The following is a 20,066-nucleotide window of genomic DNA, read 5'->3' on the forward strand; positions in this document are numbered from 1 at the left end:
AATGCCGTTAGTAGATATAGTACAGCGTGGTTGGGAAGCTGTCGGTGCCGGGGATTTTGATGCCTTGGTGGCTGACTATGTTGAGAGCATGTCATTCATCATGCCGGGGCAAACAGATGTGCTTAATGGACGACAGGCATTTCGTAATGCGCTGGAGTCTCTTGGGGAAATTCTTCCTCCAGGTTTTGAGATTACACAACTTCGTCAAATTGAGGGCGAAAATGAAGTGGTTTCAATACTCGAATGGAAATCCAATAAGGTCGCCGGATCTCAGTTATGTGTGTTGTTTAAGTTTGAAGGCAATAAAATCTACGAAGAGAGATGGTTCGTAGACACAGAGCAGTGGAAGAGTGCTTTCTAAAACAGTCCAAAATGTGCGCTAAATTTAGATTAAGATAGGGTTATTATCAATAAAGTGCGCTTGTTCTGCGTTAGCAGTTTAGCTTCAGTCACGGCTCTAAAGACTTAATATGCCTAACATCTTAATAGGCTAAAAACGGTTAAATTGATCTTCAGCTAACCCCTCAAACTCTTGTTTTTATTCTCGCTTATATAGTTAGTATTACTGACTAAAGCTGCTCGTGTTTTGGTTTATATGTATTGCTTGCCTACTTCCAAGGCAGCGGGTTGAGTCGGTGTTTCAATAGCTGAATAAAGCCAGAAATACGCGCAGAGCGCTCTTTCTCTGGGCTACTTAATAGCGCGACAATGTTGGCGTTAGGTAACGCATATTCAGGCAGTAGGCGAACCAGTTCACCGCTGTTTATCTGCGGCTGTACATCCCACTCAGAACGCATAATGATCCCAAGGCCTGATGTTGCCCAATCTTTAATAACGCGGCCTTCGTTACTGGCAAGCGTTGGGGTGATCCTGATCATCTCAAGCTTGTTGTCAGACAGCTTAGTAAAAGGCCACAAGGTGACGTCTTCGTTATTCTCCCTTAATGCGATACATCTATGCTTGAGCAGATCTTGCGGCGCTTTAGGTGTGCCCATTTGCTTAAGGTACTTGGGGGAGGCGCAGATAAATCTTTGATTGGTTGCCAAAGTGATCATTTTCAAAGAGGAGTCATTGAGTGCGCCAATATAGATAATGATGTCCCATTTATGATGACTAGACCAGTTAGGGTTATCGGATAGCTCAAGCTCGATATCAAGCTGAGGGTGTATGATTTTGTATTCACCCAGTAATGGCGCGATATAGTCGTTACCAAAACCTAAGGGCGCCAATACTCTTAGTTTGCCGCACACATGCTCTTTGAGTTCATCGAGCTGCTCTTGCAGTTCATCAAGGCCTCGCAAAATGGGCAGGCCTTTATCCAGTAATAGCTGTCCCTCTTCGGTGAGGCTCACAATCCTAGAAGGGCGCTGAATTAGCTTTACCGATAGTTTCTTTTCGATATGCTGCAATCTAAGGGTCACCGATGGAGGGGTGATATTTAAGGCCCGCGCTGCATCGGCTAAGGTTCTATGGCTGGCAATTGTTGTAATAAACCTGAGATCTTCTGTGGTAATCATTTGGTTTAAACCTAATCTATACCTTAATAAGTATTAATGTAAAACAAAACTAGCTTCTTGGATACTATTGTTCTACTCGTAGGTTTGATGTCGCTCACGTGCATCAAACCCCGAATGATTTATTTGATAGTTCAGGAAAATGAGCATGTTATACAGTGAAAAAACAAACCCGCTATTATTGCGTCAATATCAGAGTCTCGATACGCCTTTCTTGTCGGTCGATAAACAGCTCATGCTTAAAAACCTCGCGCGCTTACGCAGTAAGACAGAAGCTTTAGGTGCAGAGTTAAGGCCTCACTTTAAAACCGTAAGAGCACTCGAAGCGGTTGAGCATTTATTACCACAAAAAACATCGGCAATTACAGTATCGACGGTGAAGGAAGCCGAGGCGCTGGCTGGTGAGGGCTACACCAATATCGTTTATGCGGTCGGTATTTCCGAGGGGAAATTGCCGAGAATCGAGCAGCTTATCGCGAAAGGTGCTCAAGTCAGAGTATTGCTCGACACCGTAGAACAAGCGCAGTTTGTGAGTCAATATTGTAAGCTGCATAGCTGTGTAATTCCTGCAATGATAGAAGTGGACTGTGATGGGCATAGAGGCGGTATTCATCCTGATGCTCCTCTGCTTATCGAAATTGCCAACATACTGCATCAAGGCGCCGCGAGCTTGCATGGGGTACTAGCCCATGCCGGTGAGTCTTATCTTTGCTTCGATCCTGAGTCTCTAGTAGAAGCTGCCAACAATGAAGTTAACATGACCCTTAAAGCGGCTAATAACCTACGCGCGGCTGCGATTCCTTGTGACATCGTGAGTATTGGCTCGACGCCGACAGCTCATAGTTATCAAGATCTTACGGGGATCACCGAAGTTAGAGCCGGGGTTTATGGTTTCTTCGATTTAGTTATGACCGGAATCGGTGTTTGCCGGATAAAAGATATCGCGGCTAGCGTGGTGACGACAGTCATAGGGCATAACAGAGAAAAGGGTTGGATCTTTATTGATGCGGGTTGGATGGCACTGTCTTTAGATCGCGGAACATCGGGTCAACCCAAAGATTGTGGTTATGGTTTGGTTACTGACTGCAATGGTACTTTGCTCGATGGCCTACAGGTCATCACGGTTAATCAGGAGCACGGCATTATTGCATCGGTGGGCAATGATGATGGGATCAATTTTGACGATTTCCCTGTAGGCAGTCGATTACATATTCTACCTAATCATGGTTGCGCCACAGCGTCCATGCATCAGCACTACCATGTGTTTGATACCGTGGATGAAACCTATGAGATCTGGAACCGAATTCAAGGCTGGTAACATGCAATATTTAAATGAAGCGCAAACTGCAAACCTTATAACCCATCAACTTGCCTATTCGGCAGTAAAAGATGCATTTATCGCAGCCACGACTGACGAAGCCACGCTGTTTCCAGTGGTGAATGCTGCAGGGCCTCAAGCAGACTCGATGTTTTCACTAAAATCCGCCTCCACGGCGACACTGGTTGGCTGGAAGACGGGAAGCTATTGGCCAGGAAATCACGCTAAGAATATGCCATGTCATGGCACCAATGTATTTCTGTTAAGTCCTGAAACCGGAGAGCTGGTTGCCGTGGTTGCGGCAACACAAGTCAACGCATACCGCACCGCCGCAGCTGACGCCGTTGCGGTCGATTACCTAGCACGAAAAGATGCCAGCGTGTTGACTGTCTTTGGCAGCGGACATCAAGCCGAGTATGAAGTATTAGCTATCGCAGAAGTGCGTGACATCACTAAGGTGATGGTTGTTGGTCGAGATAAGCTTCGCTGTGAGCAGTTTATTAAACGCCTAATCGATAGAGGCTTACAAGCCGAGTGCGAAATAGCTAGCGCGCAATATGCTTGTGAACATGCAGACATTATCGTGACCGCAACCACAGCCACAGCGCCGCTATTTGAGGCAGGCTGGGTTAAATCTGGTACTCATATCTCCGCCATGGGCGCAGATAAAGTCGGTAAGCAGGAGTTACCAGCCGAGCTGTATCACGGCGCAAGTTTATTTTGTGACTATGGCGCGCAGTCACTGGTTATTGGTGAGTTTCAACACTCACCAAATGGCCAAGTGACGGAGATTGGTAAGGTCATTACAGGCGCATCGGTAGGGCGAGTAGGCAATGACGATATTACTATTTTTGACAGCTCAGGTATTGCCATTCAGGATCTGTTTGTGGCCGCTAAACTGCTAGAGCTGAGTCAAAGGTGAACAATCGCGAACAATAAAGCGACTCATCATCGATAGCCATAGTGCCATAGTTAAAGGCAGTTAATTAGTAAACGAGCCCCTTATTTGTGAGTTGAGTTTCATCTTTCCTTTGTTCTAAATCGAGTGCTTTATGACTTGCTCAAAATAGGAGGCTTGTTAATCGGCGTGTATCGCTGATGAAGTTTCGAATGATTCGGCATCAGCATATAACCAGTAAAATCAATATCACAACTGACGCTAGCACTCATTATCACGTTTCAACTCCATCTGATTATCACTCATTTACCCCTTATATTGGCTTATCGTTCTAATCGACAATGAGCCAATATAAGAGTATAAAACCATAGCGCATGTGTGCTATTTATCATTTGAGGTTCACATTGGATATTGCCATTTTATTTGTTTTAATTCTGATTAATGGTGTGTTTGCTATGTCAGAAATTGCATTGATGACGGCAAAAAAGAGTCGATTACAAAAACTGGCCGCTGACGGAAGTCATGCCGCAGCAAAAGCCATCAAACTGGCTGAAGAGCCAACACAGTTTCTATCAACTGTCCAAATTGGCATAACCGTTATTGGTATATTGAATGGTATTTTGGGGCAAGCGGCATTGGCTGGCCCAATATCTGAAGTATTAGCCTCTTTAGGTGTCCCTGCTACGCTAGCACTCACCATCTCAACCGCCTCCACGGTCGTTATCATAACGTATGTATCGATAGTGATAGGAGAGTTAGTACCTAAGCGTATTGCGCAATTTCATGCAGAGCGTATCTCAACTCTGGTTGCCCCGCTCATTAGCTTTTTAGCCTCTATTTCTCGGCCTTTTGTTTTCTTACTCTCTGTCTCGACAGACGCCTTGTTGCGCTTACTCGGTCGTTCAAGTAATGATGGTTCTTCAATCACAGAAGATGATATTCATGCATTGCTGCACGAAGGCTCTGAGCAAGGAGTAATAGAAAAGCAAGAACACTCTATGGTGCGTAACATCTTTCAGCTAGATGACCGAAAGGTGGTATCACTAATGACGCCCAGAAGTGAACTTGTTTATTTTGATACCGAACAGTCGTGGGATGAAAACTTACCAAGGCTATTGCGTTCAGATTATTCTATTTTTCCGGTGACCCGTGGTGGCATGGATAATATTCTTGGTTTTACCACTGCTCGCTTTTTATTAAAAGCTGCGCACCAAGAACACAAAATCAAGTATCTAATGCGTAATTTGTTACCCTGTTTGACCATTTTAGAGAATACATTTGGCAGTCAATTGCTGGAGTTATTAAAAACAACAGGTGAAGAGATCGCATTGGTTGTGGACGAATACGGTGATGCTCAAGGTATTGTGACCCAGAAAGACTTACTCGAAGCGCTTGCTGGTGAATTTAAATCGGCAAACCCGAATGACTCATGGGCTAAGCAAATCTCGGCGGCTGAATGGATATTTGATGGCGCTATCCCAGTTACTGTGTTGAAAGAAAACTTAAATTTAAGCTCCTTACCAGAGGAAAAAGAAGCAGACTATCAAACACTAACAGGCATGTTTATGTGGTTAACTTCAAATGTTCCTACGGTGGGGGACAATATAAAATACCAAGATTGGAATTTTGAAGTGCTTTCAATCGATCACAATAAAGCCAGTAAGGTGCGAGCCACCCATAATAAGGGCTAATAAGCCTGCAATAATGGCGAGTTGAGCTTCATACCGTACTGGGGGATTTTACGCTTATCTGTTACGAAAATGACTAAGTAAGAAGTTCGCTTAGACTTGAGCTGAATAGTCATTTACAACTGGTTGTTAATTTAACTTTTTGATAAAGATTGAATTTAGCCTTTTCTGTGTGCCGAATCACTCCCGAAGGCTCGATGAAAGAGAAAATTGATAGTTGATACTCCTCCTTTTTGTAATGTCTTAGTCTGCGTTTATTTCCAATCCTTTGTTTCTAATGAATAGCCCATCTTGTTAGAATGCAGCTCACACGCATTCTGCACACTTTTTGGAACCCATGATGAAGATCCTTGCCGATGAAAATATGCCCTATGTTCAGCAGTTATTTGGTGATTTGGGTACGATTGAAACCGTAAACGGTAGGGAGTTAGCTCCTGAGCAAGTGAAAGATGCCGATGTACTGCTCGTCCGTTCCGTGACTAAGGTAAATCAAGCCTTGTTGGCCGAGAATAACCAACTTAAATTTGTCGGTAGTGCCACCATAGGCACAGATCATATCGATTTAGATTACCTTGCAAATCGTGGTATTCCTTTTTCTAATGCGCCGGGGTGTAACGCCACCGCTGTGGGTGAGTTTGCCTTTATCGCTATGCTTGAGCTTGCGCAGCGCTTTAATAGTCCTCTCAAGGGCAAAAAGGTGGGAGTTGTCGGTGCCGGTAATACCGGCACTGCGGTGGCTAAGTGCCTTGAGGCTTATGGCATTGAGGTGCTATTAAATGACCCGCTGTTAGAGCAAAGTGGCGATCCGCGCGACTTTGTGTCGTTAGACACCTTGATTGAACAGTGCGATGTGATTAGCTTGCATGTGCCGATAACTAAAAGCGGTGAGCATAAAACTTGGTACCTGTTTGATGAAGCAAGGCTTAATAGCCTCGGTGAAAACACTTGGCTGCTTAACTGCTGCCGGGGCGAGGTGATCGATAATCGTGCCCTGATAAACTTTAAGCAGTTGCGAGATGATGTCAAAGTGGTCCTCGATGTGTGGGAGGGAGAGCCCAATCCTATGCCAGAGCTTGTGCCCTACATTGAGTTTTGTACGCCACATATCGCGGGCTACTCGTTAGAAGGTAAGGCTCGCGGCACCTATATGCTGTATCAAAAATTAGCTGAAGTGTTAAAGATAGAGGCGAATAAACAGATGGATTCGTTATTGCCAGCACTGTGGAGCGAGCGGGTTTTGGTGCAGGATATTAGCGATGAAAGAGCGTTATTACAGCTGGCTAGATTTGTCTATGATTTACGCGATGATGACGAATTATTTAGAAAAAAGTTTCTAAATAACCAGGGGTTTGATCATATGAGAAAAAATCACACACATCGCCGCGAATTTAGTGCATTAAAGGTAGGCAATACGGGGCAAACTGATGTAAATTGGTTATCCAATTTAGGGTTTTCAGGAGTCGAGCTGTAATTATGTCGCAGGAATTTAATGTTGTCGTATTAGGTGCATCGGGCGCAGTGGGTCAAACAATGATTGAGATCCTCGAAGAGCGTAACTTTCCGGTTGCTAATTTATATCCATTAGCCAGCAGTCGCAGCGCCGGTAATACGGTAAGCTTCCACGGTAAACAGGTCGAAATTTTAGATGTAGACACCTTTGACTGGTCACAGGCTCAAATAGGGTTTTTCTCTGCTGGTGGTGATGTTTCTGCTAAATGGGCGCCTATTGCCGCTGAAAACGGCTGTGTAGTTATTGATAACACCTCGCACTTTAGATATGACATTGATGTACCACTAGTGGTGCCTGAAGTGAACCCAGAAGCGATTGCAGACTTTAGAAACCGCAATATCATTGCTAACCCTAACTGTTCGACGATTCAGATGTTGGTTGCGCTAAAACCTATCTATGATGCATACGGTATTTCGCGGATTAACGTGGCAACTTATCAGTCAGTTTCGGGGTCTGGTAAGCAGGCGATTGAAGAGTTAGCAGGTCAGTGCGCTAAGCTACTACAAGGTTTGCCTGTCGAGCCTAAGACTTATCCGAAGCAGATTGCGTTTAACGTACTGCCACAGATCGATAAGTTTATGGACAATGGCTACACCAAAGAAGAGATGAAGATGGTGTGGGAAACGCAGAAGATCTTCGGTGATGATAGCATAGTGGTTAACCCAACGGCGGTACGTGTGCCTGTCTTCTACGGTCACTCAGAGGCGATTCACCTAGAGACACTGCAACCTGTCGACGCCGAAGATATTAAATCGGTGTTACGTGGTGCTGTCGGTGTTGAGCTATTTGAAGGTGATGAAGATTACCCAACGGCTGTCACCGAAGGGGCGGGGACAGATCCTGTCTATGTTGGCCGCGTAAGAAAAGATATCTCTCACGAAAATGGCATAAACCTTTGGGTTGTTTCAGATAATATCCGTAAAGGTGCTGCATTAAACAGTGTCCAGATTGCAGAGGTTTTGATTAGAGATTATTACTAACTTCTAATCTAGCAGTTAGCTAATCTGATTAAAAAGCCCGCATTACGCGGGCTTTTTATGTTTTAAAGTTGTGAACAGTAGCAGGGCAGTAGAATCTAGTTTATAGTAATCTCAATAAATACAATGCCTAAAGCTCGTCACCAGGGTGGTGACTCCAGCGTGCTTTAAAGGGAAGGATTGATGAACTTTCGCACTTCGCATCTTGTCGGTTTATTTGCCACAGGGTTAGTGGCTATTGCCGCCCCTTCGATTAATTCTGTTGTTGCTGAGCCATTAAAAATTACGGGTCCCGATGGTCAAGTAAAACTCAATGAGCTGAGCGTTCGTCAATATGGCCCGACAACGTCGTCAGATACATTCTGGAGTATCGCTCAAGCCGTAAAGCCAGATAATAGCGTTACTGTGTATCAAGTCATGGCTGCTCTGTATGACGCCAACCCCCATGCATTTTCAAGTAAGAATTATAATAGCTTAGAGCGCGGCATGATTTTATTGGTGCCGACGAAAGCTGTGATGCTGCAGACCTCTCAGGCCGATGCTAAAGCCCGTGCCGAGCGTAACGACCGTAACTGGTCTTCAGCTGTTGTCGCTAAGCCAAATAAGCCGAGTGTGACGACAAAAGCGGTGGCCGAAAAAGTTGAAAGCGCTAATGCGACCATCATCGCTAAACCACCAGTGGCCGCGAAACCTAATCCACTGATTGCAGAGTTATCAGCGGAGGTTGATGCACTAACCAAGCAACTCGAAGAGAGTCAGGCACAAAATCTAGAGTTAAAAGACGAGCTTGCCCGAGCAAGTGATGAAATTGTCGTGGGCTCATCGGATACAGAGGCATTTCAGCAGGAAATTACCCAGCTTAAAGAAGAGAACGCCCTGCTAAAACAGGCGTTGCAAGACTCTAAATCTGAGAATGAAGCGCTAGATCAAGAGCTGCAACTTAAACAGCAGCAACTTGCGGCATTGAGTGCGCCAAAGCAGAAGCCAACGTCAGATCTGTGGCGAACCATAATGGATAACCCACTGCTGTTGGTGGCAGGCGCCGTAATTCCAGCATTACTTGTCGTGGCTTTATTCTGGCTGTTTATCCGTCGTCGAAACGAAAACAGTGCTGCGGAGTCGCAAGATGAACAGCAACTGACAGCGGATAAAGATGCACTCGCTGCAGATAAAGCGATTGAGCCAGATGTAGCTAAAGCCGATGATGCCGATGATTTAGCTGTCCATCTCGATACCGATGATACCCATGATGAGGACAAATCATTACAAGATATCGCGACCGCGAGTGTGGTTCGTCAGGCTGAAGAGCAAGATGTCGTGGTCGAAGAGGCGCTAGATGAAGGCCAGTCGTTAGATGACTTGTGGGCCGAGGCCATGGGTGAGCAGGAACAAGGGGATGAGTTTAATGCTGGGGCGAAAACGGCAGAAGAAGACGATCTAGATTCGTTGCTGGCAGGGTTTGATGAGCCTGAAGATAAACCCGCTGAAGACGCTCTCGGCTCTTTACAGACTGGCTTTGATGAACCGACCGATACAACAGCTACAGAAATCAGTGCCCAAGAAGACGATTTAGATGCGCTGCTAGCAGGCTTTGAGGAGCACGAAGCTCAGGATGAAGCTGCACAAGAGCAGGCTATAAAGGTTGAAACTAGCACTCAAGATGATGACATCGATGCCTTGCTAGCTGGGTTTGACGAGCCCGCAACAGAGGACGTGTCTGCACAAGAGCAGGCAACAGAGGTTGAAGCTAGCAGTCAAGATGATGACATCGATGCCTTGCTAGCTGGGTTTGACGAGCCCGCAACAGAGGACGTGTCTGCACAAGAGCAGGCAACAGAGGTTGAAACTAGCAGTCAAGATGATGACATCGATGCCTTGCTAGCTGGGTTTAATAAGCCCACTGCAGAGGACATGTCTGCACAGGAGCAGCTGGCTAGCACTGCAGGTGATGCTGAACCTTCAGCGGCTAGTGAAGATGATCTGGATGCATTATTGGCAGAGCTTGAGGGAGAAGATAAACCTCAAGATGACGCTAATGACCACAAAGATATCGATGCACTTTCAGATGAGATGGCCGCCGAGTTAGAGGCAGGCTTTGAAATCGCGGCCGAGCTTGAGTTAGATAAGGATACCGATGCAGATAAGCCTGAGAGTGAGCTCGATAGCGAACTCGATGCGTTACTTGCCGACCTTGAAGCGCCAAGTGCCGAGCCTCAGACTCCAGTAGCAGTTGAGAGTGAGTCTGTCGCTGAGGCTGAAGCAGAGCTCACTTCGAAGTTAGAGTTAGAAACAGAGGCGAAACTTGAGTCACGTGAGGAGCCGAGTGTTGAGATAACGGAGCCTGCTCAGACAAAGACTCAAGAGAGTAATAGCCTAGATTTCGACTTAAGTGATTTTGATAGCGCGAGTCTTAAACCTAGTCAAGAGAGCAAGGTCAACGCCTCAGAAGAGCTACTCGACTTTACGCTGCCAGAGGAAGAGTTTGATTCAAAAGAGCCTGAGGTAAAAGTCGAAGAAACTCAACTACCAAAGAGTGAGAAAGAGAGTGGTTTCTTTGATGACCTCAAGGGGAATAAGAAGGTTGAAGAAAACGCTATTGACTGGGAAAGCATCGTAAACCAGAAGGACGATGATACTGAAACTACACTGGATTTCAGTGTTGCAAATGATGCGTCCGCAGATCTTTCCGATGACGAGTTACTTAAAGGCTTAGCATCTGAGGGCAGTTCACAGGATATCGATCTTGCTCTGACCGATGATGAGACTTTTACCCTCGATGATCATAGTAAGCTGACAGTAGATGAAGCCCTAGCAGCGCTCGATGCAGAAGAGGCGAGTGCAAATAGCGAAGGTAAGAGTGCGGTAGCGATGCACGACTTAACCACCTTCCAGAAAGATAATGGGTTTATCGATATCGACAGACTCTTGAGCGAAGCCGATGAAGATAACGGTGAAACTGATCTTTATAAGGAGCTAGATGTCGATATGGGTGACTTAGACTCTTTAAAGGGGGATACCCCTATGGTAGATGTCGATGATGAGGAAAACTCGGTCAACGCTAAGTTGGATTTGGCCCGCGCCTATATTGAGATCGATGATAGTGACAGTGCCCGGGCGCTGTTAAAAGAGGTTGAGCTTGATGGTAATGACCGTCAGCAGGCCGAGGCCGCAGGCTTACTCAAAGAGTTAGTTTAAATATAACAGTATAAAAACGGCGCCATAGGCGCCTTTTTTATACTTATCGTTTACCTTGAGTATGCTAGAATCGCCGGCTATTAAAAGATTTCGTTTATTCGATGTATTAGCCAAACAGTAACAGGCGCATCGGGTAACTGTTTAACCGAGTGATTGAGGTGTGGAATGCGAGTTGCGCTAGGTATAGAGTACGATGGTAGTCAATATTTCGGATGGCAACGTCAGGCGGAAGTTGACACAGTACAGGAGCGACTAGAAAAAGCGCTTTCAATCGTAGCGAATGAGCCTATTGCTGTTCAGTGTGCAGGTCGCACCGATGCCGGCGTTCACGCGACAGGCCAAGTGGTTCATTTTGAAACAAATGCGATTCGAAAAGAGTCGGCATGGAGCCTAGGCGTCAATGTTAACCTACCGGACAATATTGCGGTGCGTTGGGTTAAAATCGTTGATGATGAGTTTCATGCCCGTTTTACCGCTACGGCGAGACATTACCGTTACATGATCTACAACCATCAGCTACGTCCAGGTATTTTGCGTAGTGGTGTGAGTCACTACCCAGGGGATATTGACGAAGCGAAGATGCATCAAGCTGCGCAGTATTTGCTTGGAGAACAGGACTTTACCAGTTTTAGAGCCATTCAGTGTCAGTCTAATACGCCATTTCGCTGTGTGCATGAAGTCAACGTGACTCGTCAAGGCATGTATATCTGTGTCGATATTAAGGCTAATGCCTTCTTGCACCATATGGTACGAAATATTGTCGGTTCATTATTAGAAGTCGGTTTAGGCAATCAGCCAGTCGAGTGGATTGAGCAGCTATTGGCACTTAAAGACAGAACTAAGGCCGCGGCAACGGCTAAACCCAATGGCTTGTACCTTGTGGATGTGACGTACCCAGAAAGTTATCAGCTGCCTAAGCTTTCGCTTGGCCCACTATTCATGCTGGACTAATTTTCACAAGGCACCTAGCGACATGGCGAATTTAAGCTGAAATTAGCCATGTCGACCACTCAATATAAGCATAAGCCGCGCTTAATGTTTGTTACGGATGATAGCTTAATACAGATAATCGCTTAATTAGGGCATAGATCTTTCACGCTTTTAATGGATAAATTTTTGTGAATAACAAAGCAAGCTTAGTTGCACCCGAAAAGGGGGCAACATTGGATACTTGGTTAGGTTTCTTGTTGGCGATTCACCCAACTGAAATTGATATGGGGCTTGGACGAGTCTCACAAGTCGCGGAGCGCATGGGCTTAAACGACCTTGGCCAGACTAAGATCGTGACTGTAGGCGGCACCAATGGTAAAGGAACAACCTGTGCCATGCTCGAGGCCGCGTTGCAGTTATCAGGGAGAACGGTCGGCGTGTATAGCTCGCCGCACTTGCTTAAATATAACGAACGCGTGCGGATCAATGGCGTCGATGCGAGTGATGAGTCACTGGTTGCCGCTTTTGAGGCAATCGAAACTGCGCGCGCCGAGATCTCATTAACCTTCTTTGAATACGCAACCCTTGCAGGCTTATACCTGTTTAAACAGGCAAAGCTGGATGTGGTGTTGCTTGAAGTCGGTCTTGGCGGCCGCTTAGATGCGACCAACTTAATCGATGCCAATATTGCGGTGGTGACCTCTATCGATTTAGACCATCAAGACTACCTAGGCGATACCCGTGAGCTGGTCGGCGCGGAAAAGGCCGGGATCTTCAGAGCCAATAGACCTGCTATTGTAGGGGAGCCGGATTGCCCTAACTCGCTACTGGATGTGGCTAATCGAGTCGGCGCATCACTATACCGAGTCGATAGTGAGTTTAGTTATCGCTGTGGCGATAAAGATTGGCACTATCATGGCCAGCGCTTTGAGTTAGATAACTTGCCGCTTCCCTATTTGCCTCAGCCTAATGCGGCCACTGTGATTGCGGTGTTAGAGCACCTTTGTCCAGAGATCTCTGCAGACATTATTGCCAAAGCGGTTGGAACCACACAGCTCGCGGGGCGTTTAGAGTGTCTTAACGACTCACCTCGTGTGATTGTGGATGTGGCCCATAACCCTCATGCGGCGCGCTACCTGCAGTCTCGTTTAGCATCGATGCCAAAACGTCGCTTAGTTGCGCTTTGCGGCATGCTAAAAGATAAAGATGCTCGCTCGGTGCTGCAGACTTTATCTGCCGATGTGGACTTGTGGTTCTTATGCGATCTGTCTGTACCACGGGGCGCTACGGCGGCAGAACTCGCAGCCTTGATGCCGTCAGGTGTTACGGCCTCGACATATGCCGAGATGAGCGCCGCCTGGGAGGCGATGAAATCGCAGTTACACCCAGAAGATGTGGTAATTGTATTTGGCTCATTTTACACTGTTGCAGGCTTTAAAGATTTGTTTAAGGGAGAGAATTTTGTCTAGTCAATTCCAAAACCGTCTGGTTGGTGTCATCGTCATTGTGGCATTAGGGGTGATCTTTTTACCCGATATATTGGATGGTAAAAAGCAGCGCGAAGAAGAGCAGTTTGCTGAGATTCCTCTTAGACCTGAAATCCAAACAAGTGAGCTGCCTGCGCAGGATATTGAAACGCTCGATCTTGGCACCGATGGTAATGCGTCCGCAGAGGGCACTGTGCCCGCTGATGGCTCTTTATCCGCTGGAGGCTCCAAATCTAAATCTGCTGATGACGAACGAGACAGTGACGACTCTTGGCACATAGCCCAAGAGAGCGGCCAGAGCCAAAAGTCGGAAGCTAAGGTGGCCAGCACGCCAGTCAATAAGCCTGCGACTGAAACCGTAAAGCCTACCGCTAAGCTTAAGGCTGCTTGGACAATTCAGTTGGGCAGCTTTAATAATGCGGCCAACGTCAGAGGGCTAGTTAAACGTCTTCGTGATAAAGGTTTTACCGCATACACCTTGCCGACCAAGCCAGTTGATGGTCAGTTGACTAAGGTGTTTGTCGGCCCAAATGTTTCTAAGGATAAGCTAAGCCGTATGCAAGCCGATATCGAGAAGTTGACCGAGCTTAAAGGACGAGTGGTTGCTTATAATCCCGTTGAAAAATAATAAATTGTGATTGTCTTTGTCCGAGAAAAAGTTATTTCGCCGCGAAAGCGTGAGAAATAACTCTGTCTCTGTTAGAATCGCGCCGTCTTAAACCCTATGCTGGATAATTTCTTAAATGGTTTGGATTGATTACGCCATAATTATCGTTATCGGACTATCAACTTTGATCAGTTTGGTTCGTGGTTTTGTAAAAGAAGCCATGTCTCTCGTGGTTTGGTTTGCTGCTTTTTTTATTGCTAGCCAGTTTTATCTTAAACTCGCTACGCACCTTACTCAGATGCAAGATGAAATGGTTCGCAACGGTGTGGCGATTGCCATCTTGTTCGTATCGACCCTTATTCTTGGCGCCCTGGTTAATTACTTAATAGGTCAATTGGTTTCTAAAACCGGATTGTCAGGTACCGATAGAGTGCTTGGCTTGTGTTTCGGTGCCCTTAGGGGCGCATTGATCGTTAGCGCGTTACTGTTTTTTATGGATGCTTTTACCGGAGCACCCAACACAGATTGGTGGCAGGACTCTACACTCGTGCCCGAATTTGGAGTTGTGATCCAGTGGTTCTTTGACTACTTGGAAAACACCTCAAGCTTTGTACCCAAAATATAAAATGCACTAAAGCATTACTTGGTTTTAGGTAGGGATATTAAGTCTCACTTAAGGCGAAAATATTAAATAATAGAACATCTTACAATGAGGAAGCTTACCCATGTGTGGTATTGTCGGAATAGTTGGCCAGTCATCGGTTAATCAAACCATTTATGATGCACTGACTGTGCTCCAGCATCGTGGACAGGATGCTGCTGGCATTGTGACCGTTGATGGCAGCGCGTTTAGACTGCGTAAAGCCAATGGTTTGGTGAAAGACGTTTTTGAGCCAAAACATATGCAACGTTTGCAAGGTAATGCAGGTATAGGTCACGTGCGTTACCCTACAGCAGGAAGCTCTAGCGCTTCCGAAGCTCAACCGTTTTATGTCAACTCTCCTTTTGGTATCTCTTTAGCTCATAACGGAAACTTAACCAACACGGTTGAGTTACATGAGCGTCTAATCAAGCAACGTCGTCACGTTAACACCACCTCAGACTCTGAAGTGCTGCTTAACTTGCTCGCCGATGAACTGCAACAGACGACTTCTGATGATCTTAGTGCCGATGACGTGTTTAACGCGGTAGCAAAGGTTCACGATATTACTCGTGGTGCTTATGCCGTTGCCGCGATGATTATCGGTCAAGGTCTCGTTGCGTTTAGAGATCCATTTGGTATTCGTCCGTTAGTGCTTGGTAAGCATGAAACGGAGTCTGGCACCGAGTATATGATCGCATCTGAAAGTGTCGCTCTCGATGCGGTTGGCTTTGAGTTTATGCGTGATGTTGCGCCGGGTGAAGCGGTTTATATTACCCTAGATGGTGAGCTTTATACTCGCCAATGCGCACATTCACCAAGTTACTCTCCTTGTATTTTTGAATTTGTCTATTTTGCACGCCCAGACTCAACCATCGACAACATCTCTGTTTATAGCAGCCGTGTGAACATGGGAACCATGCTGGGTGAGAAGATTAAGAGAGAGTGGGAGGATCATGATATCGATGTGGTTATTCCTATTCCTGAAACATCATGCGATATCGCCCTGGAAATCGCGCGTCATATGGACTTGCCATACCGCCAAGGCTTCGTAAAGAACCGTTATATCGGTCGTACCTTTATCATGCCGGGTCAGCAAGAGCGTAAGAAGTCTGTACGTCGTAAGCTTAACGCGATTGGTGATGAGTTTAAGGGTAAGAACGTCTTATTGGTGGACGATTCAATCGTGCGTGGTACGACATCTGAGCAGATCATTGAGATGGCACGTGAAGCGGGAGCTAAGAAAGTATACTTCGCTTCTGCAGCACCAGAGATCCGCTTCCCGAACGTGTATGGCATCGATATGCCGACCACCAATGAGCTGATTGCTCACGGGCGAGATGTGGAAGAGATCACTAAGCTGATCGGTGCCGATGGCATGATCTTCCAGTCACTTGAGGATCTTGTTGAAGCGGTACGTAAGGAAAACCCAGGGGTTAAGCGTTTTGAAACCTCAGTATTTGACGGTAAATACGTCACCAATGATGTTGACCAAGCTTACTTAGATCATCTTACTCAGTTACGTAACGACGATGCTAAGGCGAACCGTAGTAAAGATATCGGTACTAACTTAGAGATGCATAACGTTTGTCATCCATAAGCCGCCAAAGTTAATTAAAAAAGCCGAGCGATTGCTCGGCTTTTTTGTGTCTTGAATTCAACGCGCTATCAAGACTGTTGGAGAGGTTTGCTTGCGTTGACTCGCTTGCCAAGGAAATGTTTGTCTGCAATAGCCCATCTTATATAGCGGGGTAGAGATGGAGTGCCCAGACTGCCATCCAGCTTGCAAACAGCAACGTTGACGCGTTTTTACCAAAGCCGTGACCTAATTTTAACCCTATTAAAGTGCTAATGCAGGTGAGCGGGAGCAAAAGGCTCGTCAATATTAATGGTGCGGCACCAAAGGCAAAATAAATAAAAGGGGAGAGGATAAGTAGCCAAGAAGTTATTAGCAAAAAATGATACAGCATGAGTTTGTCGAGTCTAACCCCTCGTGGGCTTAAGCTTGCTAGCATGGTTATCTCCCCTTGATTAATTTGAGCCATTAAAGCACTAGATGAGAATTATTCTCAATAAAATTTACACTCTTTGAATAAAAGCTAACCAGTTCCGCTGCAAATAGCTGTAGCGTTTCGCCTTTCGTTTGCACCCTTTGGCGCTTCAAGGTACAGTTACTGTTAATTTATACAGTAATCCTAATTCTTGCTCATGATCTTATATATTGCTGAAAAACCAAGCCTTGGAAGAGCCATTGCTGATGTGTTGCCTAAACCGCTAAAGAAAGGCGATGGCTTTATTCGTGCAGCCAATGGTGATTGCGTCTCTTGGTGTGTTGGTCATCTGCTTGAGCAAGCCGAGCCCGATGCCTACTCGCCAGAATACAAGTCATGGAAGTTTGAGCATCTGCCCATCGTGCCAGAGACTTGGAAGATGAAGCCTAAATATAAGATGCGTGGCCAGATTGCTGTGCTACGAGGCTTAGTGAAGGAGGCTTCACAGCTGGTTAATGCGGGCGACCCAGATAGAGAGGGACAGCTGTTAGTCGATGAGATCATCGCCCACCTCGGTGTGAATGGGGCTAAGTTACAAAATGCTCAGCGATTGTTGATCAGCGATTTAAATCCGCAAGCGGTGAAAAGAGCGCTGGGACAACTACGCTCAAACCGTGAGTTTATTCCGTTATCGACATCGGCGCTGGCGCGCTCTCGCGCCGATTGGCTCTATGGTATGAACATGACTCGGGCTTATACCATCCAAGGGCGTAAGGTCGGTTATCAAGGTGTGCTGTCTGTCGGGCGGGTGCAAACTCCTGTGCTCGGCTTAGTGGTACGCCGTGACGCCGAAATTGCAGAATTTGTCTCTAAACCTTTCTATGAGGTGTTGGCGCACCTCGCCACCGATAATCAAGAGCGCTTTAGCGCAAAATGGCAACCGAGCGAGGCTTGTCAGCCCTATATGGATGAAGAGGGGCGAGTGCTGTCGAGAGGGTTAGCGCAGAACGTCGTTGGTCGTATAAGCGGTCAAAGCGCAAGGGTCGAAAAGGTGGTGGCGCAAGACAAGAAGCAAAATGCCCCTTTGCCTTATAGCCTGTCGGCGCTGCAGATCGATGCGGCTAAGCGTTTTGGCATGAGCGCAAAATCTGTGCTCGATACTTGTCAGTCGTTATATGAGAAACACAAGCTGATTACTTATCCCCGCTCAGATAGCCGCTATCTCCCTGTCGAACAACATGCTCTAGCGCCGAGTGTTATCGGTGCGGTGCTGAGCGGTGCGAGCGAATTGGTGGATGGTTGCGAGCAGCCTAATGCCAAACTTAAATCTAAGGCGTGGAACGACAAGAAAGTCGATGCTCATCATGCCATCGTCCCCACCGAGAAAACCGCAAACTTATCTAACCTTAGTCAGGCGGAAAAGCAGCTTTATCTGCAGATCGCACGTCAGTACCTGATGCAGTTTTATCCGGCTTATCTTTATAAAGAGACCCAAGTTGAGATCATCATCGCTGGTGGTTTATTTAAGACTAAGGCCAAGCAAGAGGTGGCGCTTGGTTGGAAACAACTACTCAAGCAGTCAACGAAAGCGGATCAAGAAAAAAGCCAAGCAGTGCAGTCACAATCCGATGACGATGAACATTTAGCCAATATTCCCGCTCTTAAAAAAGGCCAAGAGTTGCTTTGCGAGCGCGGTGAGCTACTGGAGAAGCAGACTCAGCCACCTAAGCATTTTACTGATGCCACTCTGCTCAGTGCCATGACAGGCATTAGCCGTTATGTTACCGACAGTGAAATTCGCAAAATTTTAAAAGAGACTGACGGCTTAGGTACTGAAGCGACGAGAGCCGGGATCATCGAGCTGCTGTTTAAGCGCAACTACTTAACTCGCCAAGGTAAGTCTATTTTGGCGACAGAGGTCGGTAAAGGCTTAATAAACAGTTTACCTCAGAGTGCGACGACACCCGATATGACTGCGCTTTGGGAAAATAACCTCGATGCTATAAGCCGCAAAGAGGCAAAGTACCAGAGTTTTATGGAGCCTTTGCTGGCATCACTGCAGCAGTTGATCTCACAGGCTGGCGCGCAGTTACCGACATCGTTACAGGGAGTTAAAGCGCCTGATGGCGGCTTTAAGAAGCGCCGTTATTCGGGCAAGAAGGCCACATCTGCAACTAAAAAAACAGCAACAACTAAGGCGACATCTAAGAGAGCAGCCACGACGAAGAAACCAGCTGTGAGGAAAAAGGCGGGTACATAGGGCTTCCCATAAACTCAACCTCAATTCTTGTTTAGTAACTTTCAATTGTTTAACTAAGGCCTATGGGTTAGCTTGACTCCTAATAGCAAGGGCGGGGTTAGACAGATGTTTGAATGGGTTGAGAAAATTTCCTTTAATGAAGCCAGTCCATTAGCTGTGCAAGCTCAGGATACTCAGTTTGGCTTTCATCGCAAAAAACCGGCCGTCATGCCCCATAGCCATTGGCACGGCCATATAGAGATCAATTATCTATTTGACTGCTCGGCAGATTATTTGATTAATGGCCAAGAGATCACTGTGCCTGAAGGGCGAATGATCATCTTCTGGGCTTCTTTCCCCCATCAAATGACGGCTTCTCGTGGTGATGGTGAACTGGTTAATATCTACATTCCCCTACAATCATTTTTAACTTGGATGTTGCCCAGTCACTTTGTGAGCCAGTTACTGCACGGCGAGGTTATCGTCTCAGACAGCTTATACGGTTGCGACAAAGAGCTGACTCAGATCTGGGAAAGTGATATTAAGCGTCAAGTCCCCTTGTTAGCGAGTCAGGTAATTAATGAGATCCGGGGTAGGATCAGGCGCATGTCCATAGAAGATTACAGTACCTTCGAGTTAGCCAAGCGTGTGACTAAACAGGGAGAGACGTTGGAAGATAAGCAGGTCCTCGGCGGCTTAAACCATATTCAAACTATGCTGCGTTATATTGCCGACAATTACGATCAAAAAATCACAATTGAAAATGTTTCAAGCTCAACGGGCCTACATAAAAACTATGCCATGAAGTTATTTAATCGGGTGATGAAGGTGTCGATCAAGCAGTATATTAATCAGCTTCGGCTGCAGCATGCGCAGGCGTTACTCATTGATACTCAAAGCCCTGTACTCAATATTGCCCTTGAAGCAGGCTTTGGTTCTGTGAGTCGTTTTTACGATATTTTTCAGCGTGAATTTGCCATGTCACCACTGGAGTTTAGGCGTAAGGTAATTGGTTAAGGTGATTTTTTAGGAAGGCTTAACGGCTTTTTAGTAAGAGTGCTTGTGACGGTTC

The 20,066-nt window shown here is 46.3% G+C and carries 15 protein-coding genes; 14 read left to right on the forward strand and 1 reads right to left on the reverse strand.

What is annotated here, in order from left to right:
- Position 1: 1 nt before the first annotated feature.
- Entirely contained in the window at positions 2 to 361 is a 360-nt protein-coding gene (locus L1D44_RS15665) for a nuclear transport factor 2 family protein (protein WP_239892108.1), read from the forward strand.
- 247 nt (positions 362 to 608) lie between these two features.
- Here L1D44_RS15665 and L1D44_RS15670 read toward each other — a convergent pair whose 3' ends face one another.
- A complete protein-coding gene (locus L1D44_RS15670) occupies positions 609 to 1,517 on the reverse strand; it encodes a LysR substrate-binding domain-containing protein (RefSeq protein WP_239892110.1) in 909 nt (302 codons plus the stop codon).
- Positions 1,518 to 1,662: 145 nt separating this feature from the next.
- On the opposite strand from L1D44_RS15670, the gene L1D44_RS15675 reads away from it, so the two are divergent.
- The 13 genes from L1D44_RS15675 (at position 1,663) to L1D44_RS15735 (ending at position 20,011) form a co-directional block, all read left to right on the forward strand.
- A complete protein-coding gene (locus L1D44_RS15675) occupies positions 1,663 to 2,832 on the forward strand; it encodes a DSD1 family PLP-dependent enzyme (protein WP_239892112.1) in 1,170 nt (389 codons plus the stop codon).
- A 1-nt stretch (position 2,833) separates the two neighbouring features.
- The gene (locus L1D44_RS15680) at positions 2,834 to 3,754 is read left to right on the forward strand and encodes an ornithine cyclodeaminase family protein (RefSeq protein WP_239892114.1); all 921 of its coding nucleotides are present in this window, start codon (positions 2,834 to 2,836) and stop codon (positions 3,752 to 3,754) included.
- Positions 3,755 to 4,104: 350 nt separating this feature from the next.
- Complete coding sequence (locus L1D44_RS15685; protein ID WP_275660504.1) at positions 4,105 to 5,421, forward strand: hemolysin family protein; 1,317 nt, start codon at positions 4,105 to 4,107, stop codon at positions 5,419 to 5,421.
- 337 nt (positions 5,422 to 5,758) lie between these two features.
- Positions 5,759 to 6,889, forward strand: a complete 1,131-nt coding sequence (locus tag L1D44_RS15690) for a 4-phosphoerythronate dehydrogenase (RefSeq protein ID WP_239892144.1) — start codon at positions 5,759 to 5,761, stop codon at positions 6,887 to 6,889.
- A 2-nt stretch (positions 6,890 to 6,891) separates the two neighbouring features.
- Positions 6,892 to 7,908 carry an aspartate-semialdehyde dehydrogenase gene (locus L1D44_RS15695; protein ID WP_239892118.1) on the forward strand — a complete coding sequence of 339 codons (1,017 nt, stop codon included), beginning with the start codon at positions 6,892 to 6,894 and terminating at the stop codon, positions 7,906 to 7,908.
- A gap of 180 nt (positions 7,909 to 8,088) precedes the next feature.
- Positions 8,089 to 11,100, forward strand: a complete 3,012-nt coding sequence (locus L1D44_RS15700) for a FimV/HubP family polar landmark protein (protein ID WP_239892120.1) — start codon at positions 8,089 to 8,091, stop codon at positions 11,098 to 11,100.
- 165 nt (positions 11,101 to 11,265) lie between these two features.
- Positions 11,266 to 12,051, forward strand: a complete 786-nt coding sequence (gene truA / locus L1D44_RS15705; protein ID WP_239892122.1) for a tRNA pseudouridine(38-40) synthase TruA — start codon at positions 11,266 to 11,268, stop codon at positions 12,049 to 12,051.
- A 167-nt stretch (positions 12,052 to 12,218) separates the two neighbouring features.
- Positions 12,219 to 13,499: a bifunctional tetrahydrofolate synthase/dihydrofolate synthase gene (gene folC / locus L1D44_RS15710; protein ID WP_239892124.1), complete on the forward strand. Its 1,281-nt coding sequence runs from the start codon at positions 12,219 to 12,221 to the stop codon at positions 13,497 to 13,499.
- On the forward strand, positions 13,492 to 14,145 hold the full coding sequence (dedD, locus tag L1D44_RS15715; protein WP_239892126.1) for a cell division protein DedD: 654 nt from the start codon (positions 13,492 to 13,494) through the stop codon (positions 14,143 to 14,145). Before folC ends, dedD begins: the two co-directional genes overlap by 8 nt.
- Positions 14,146 to 14,260: 115 nt before the next feature.
- The gene (locus L1D44_RS15720) at positions 14,261 to 14,749 is read left to right on the forward strand and encodes a CvpA family protein (protein ID WP_202721415.1); all 489 of its coding nucleotides are present in this window, start codon (positions 14,261 to 14,263) and stop codon (positions 14,747 to 14,749) included.
- A gap of 100 nt (positions 14,750 to 14,849) precedes the next feature.
- Entirely contained in the window at positions 14,850 to 16,364 is a 1,515-nt protein-coding gene (gene purF / locus L1D44_RS15725) for an amidophosphoribosyltransferase (protein ID WP_239892128.1), read from the forward strand.
- A 608-nt stretch (positions 16,365 to 16,972) separates the two neighbouring features.
- On the forward strand, positions 16,973 to 19,015 hold the full coding sequence (locus tag L1D44_RS15730) for a DNA topoisomerase III (RefSeq protein ID WP_239892130.1): 2,043 nt from the start codon (positions 16,973 to 16,975) through the stop codon (positions 19,013 to 19,015).
- A gap of 105 nt (positions 19,016 to 19,120) precedes the next feature.
- Positions 19,121 to 20,011, forward strand: a complete 891-nt coding sequence (locus L1D44_RS15735; protein WP_239892132.1) for a helix-turn-helix domain-containing protein — start codon at positions 19,121 to 19,123, stop codon at positions 20,009 to 20,011.
- The last annotated feature ends 55 nt before the right edge of the window (positions 20,012 to 20,066 follow it).

Source organism: Shewanella sp. Isolate13 (genome assembly GCF_022398325.1).
Taxonomy (GTDB): Bacteria; Pseudomonadota; Gammaproteobacteria; order Enterobacterales; family Shewanellaceae; genus Shewanella.